Source organism: Halomonas sp. 707D4, assembly GCF_024158685.1.
Taxonomy (GTDB): domain Bacteria; phylum Pseudomonadota; class Gammaproteobacteria; order Pseudomonadales; family Halomonadaceae; genus Vreelandella.
On the sequence record NZ_JAMZBD010000427.1, the window covers coordinates 1 to 2644 of the forward strand.

Here is a 2644-nt window from a genome sequence, read left to right on the forward strand (position 1 = left end):
GCGGCGCCATTGCCGGTCGCGGCCCAGCCGATGACGCTGGTGCCGGTACGCTGGCGCCGTGTGACGAGTGGCGAGGCCGCGCCGCTGGCGCCGCTTCCCTTTGTACCGCCCGTGCACGCGGTGGCGGGCATCGGCCATCCGGCGCGTTTTTTCGAAACCCTCGAGACCCTCGGGGTGACGGGCGAGCGCCACCCGCTCGCCGACCATCACGCTTTCGATGCGACCACGCTTGCGTTCACGCCGGCGCGGCCGGTGGTGATGACCGCCAAGGATGCGATCAAGTGCAAGAACCTCGCGCCCGCCGACAGCTGGGCGCTGGAGATCGAAGCCGCGCTTCCTGCCGGCTTCGAGGCCTGGCTGTTCGAGACCCTGGAAACACTCAACGACACACCCACACGTGCTGACAACGACGAGGAAGGCGCTCATGGATAAGGAACTCTTGGCAATGCTGGTCTGCCCGCTCTGCAACGGCCAGCTGGAGTACGACAGAGAGGCTCGGGAACTGACCTGCCACTACGATGGCCTGGCGTTTCCCATCCGGGAAGGGATACCGGTGATGCTGCCGGAAGAGGCGCGCGCGCTGAGTGCCGACGAGAAGCTCAAGCCCTCGCTGGGGCGCACGGGAGACGCGTGATGGCCGCCGAGGAAAATCTCGACTTCGTCGCCGTCATCCCTGCGCGCATGAGCTCCTCGCGCCTGCCCGGCAAGCCGCTGCTCGACATCGCCGGCGAGCCGATGGTGGCCCACGTCTGGCGGCGCGCCGGGCTCTCGCGGGCCAGCCGCGTGGTGGTCGCCACCGATGACGTGCGTATCCGCGAGGCGCTGGCGCCCTACGGCGCCGAGGTGGTGATGACCCGCCCCGAGCATCCCTCCGGTACCGATCGCCTGGCCGAGGTGGCCACGCTTTTGGCGCTTAGCGACGATGCCCTGGTGGTCAACGTGCAGGGCGACGAGCCCTTGATTCCGCCGGCGCTGATCGACCAGGTCGCCGCGTGCCTCGCCGCGGACCCGGGGGCCGCCATGGCCACGCTCGCCGAGCCCATCGTCGACGTCGAGACGCTCTTCAACCCCAATGCGGTCAAGGTGGCCCGGGCGTACTCCGGGCGCGCGCTCTATTTCTCCCGCGCGCCGATTCCCTGGGATCGCGACGCGTTCGCCCAGCGCCCGTCGCTGCTGGAGACCGATGCCTGGCTCAGACACATCGGTATCTACGCCTACCGGGCGGGCTTTCTGAACGCCTTTCGCGAGATGGCGCCGTCGCAGCTCGAGCAGCTCGAACAGCTCGAACAGCTCAGGGCGCTGCAGCACGGCCACGCCATCCAGGTGGCGCTGGCCTGCGAGCCCAACCCCGCCGGGGTGGACACGCCGGAAGACCTGGCCAAGGTGCGCTCATTCATCTCACGCCTTGAGTACCCAGCGCGAGAGACGACGTGACGGACTTGATGGCGAAGGCGGATCTCTCCCGCGCCAACACCTTGAAGCTTCCCTGCACCGCCGACTTCGCGGCGAGGCCTGCCACGCTTTCAGCGCTACGGGAAGTGGTCGCTGCGTGCCGCACGCGGGGACTTTCGATCACGCTGCTCGGCGGCGGCAGCAACGTGCTGCTGCCGGAGCGTCTGCCTGGTGCGGCGGTGGTGCCCGCTCTCACGCAGTGGTGGGTCGAGCGCGACGGCGAGCGCGCCACGGCCTACGTCGGCGCCGGGGTGAACTGGCATTCGCTGGTCATGACGCTGGCCGAGCGCGGCTGGTGGGGGCTCGAGAATCTGGCGCTGATTCCCGGCGCCTGCGGCGCGGCCCCGGTGCAGAACATCGGCGCCTACGGCGTCGAGCTTTCAGATGTGATCGAGGGCGTGCAGGTGATGGCGCTGGATACCGGGCGGGTGCGCTGGCTGGATAGCGCCGAGTGCGCCTTCGGCTATCGCGACAGCGTGTTCAAGGGCGCGCTGGCGGGGCGGGTGGTCATCACGCGGCTGGCCCTCAGGCTTGCCCGCCACGCGACCCCAAGGCTTGGCTACGGCGATCTGGCGGCGCGGGTGCCGGCCGACCCCACGCCGCTCGACGTCGCCCAGGCGGTGTGCGCCATTCGCCGCGAGAAGCTGCCGGACCCGGCCACGCTCGCCAATGCCGGCAGTTTCTTCAAGAACCCGGTCGTCGCCCGCGAGCTCGCCGACCGGCTGGCCGCCCGCCATCCTGGTATGCCGCGCTTTCCCCAGTCTCGCGGAGGCGACAAGCTGGCCGCCGGCTGGCTGATCGACCAGTGCGGGCTGAAGGGTGAGCGGCAGGGCGCCTTCGGCGTGCACGAGCGCCAGGCCCTGGTGCTGGTGCATTTCGGCGGTGGAACCCGCGACGAGCTTCTGGCGTTTGCCCGGCGCATCGTCGCGACCGTCGAGCAGCGCTTCGGCGTGACCCTTGAGCCGGAGCCGCGCCTGCTCTAGCGCATCATCCAGGCATAAAAAACCCCGCTCCAGGCGGGGTTTTTCGTGAGGGCGGCTTACTCCTGGCCACCGCTCTCCTGCTGCCGGCGCTTCTCGCGCGGGTCGTTGTGGGCCCGACGACGACGACGCTTGGCCGGCGCGGCGGTGGAGGCTTCCTGGGCCGGTGCCTCGCTTTCGAGCGGCGCCTTGGGTTCGGCGTCACCCTGAGC

Annotated in this window: 4 protein-coding genes; all 4 read left to right on the forward strand. The window is 69.8% G+C overall.

The annotated features are described in order from the left end of the window. On the forward strand, positions 1-432 hold a 432-nt coding region (locus tag BIS11_RS14740; RefSeq protein ID WP_253586403.1), incomplete at its 5' end, for a tetraacyldisaccharide 4'-kinase. Further along, complete coding sequence (locus BIS11_RS14745) at positions 425-634, forward strand: Trm112 family protein (protein ID WP_253426238.1); 210 nt, start codon at positions 425-427, stop codon at positions 632-634. The genes BIS11_RS14740 and BIS11_RS14745, both read left to right, overlap by 8 nt. After that, on the forward strand, positions 634-1434 hold the full coding sequence (gene kdsB / locus BIS11_RS14750; protein ID WP_253426240.1) for a 3-deoxy-manno-octulosonate cytidylyltransferase: 801 nt from the start codon (positions 634-636) through the stop codon (positions 1432-1434). The genes BIS11_RS14745 and kdsB overlap by 1 nt, the downstream gene beginning before the upstream one ends. Positions 1435-1442: 8 nt before the next feature. Continuing rightward, a complete protein-coding gene (murB, locus tag BIS11_RS14755; protein WP_253426242.1) occupies positions 1443-2435 on the forward strand; it encodes a UDP-N-acetylmuramate dehydrogenase in 993 nt (330 codons plus the stop codon). Positions 2436-2644 lie beyond the last annotated feature (209 nt).

Coding starts and splice junctions, on each gene's coding strand:
- kdsB (WP_253426240.1), top strand. CDS start 634: ATGGCCGCCGAGGAAAATCTCGACTTCGTCGCCGTCATCCCTGCGCGC.
- BIS11_RS14745 (WP_253426238.1), top strand. CDS start 425: ATGGATAAGGAACTCTTGGCAATGCTGGTCTGCCCGCTCTGCAACGGC.
- murB (WP_253426242.1), top strand. CDS start 1,443: ATGGCGAAGGCGGATCTCTCCCGCGCCAACACCTTGAAGCTTCCCTGC.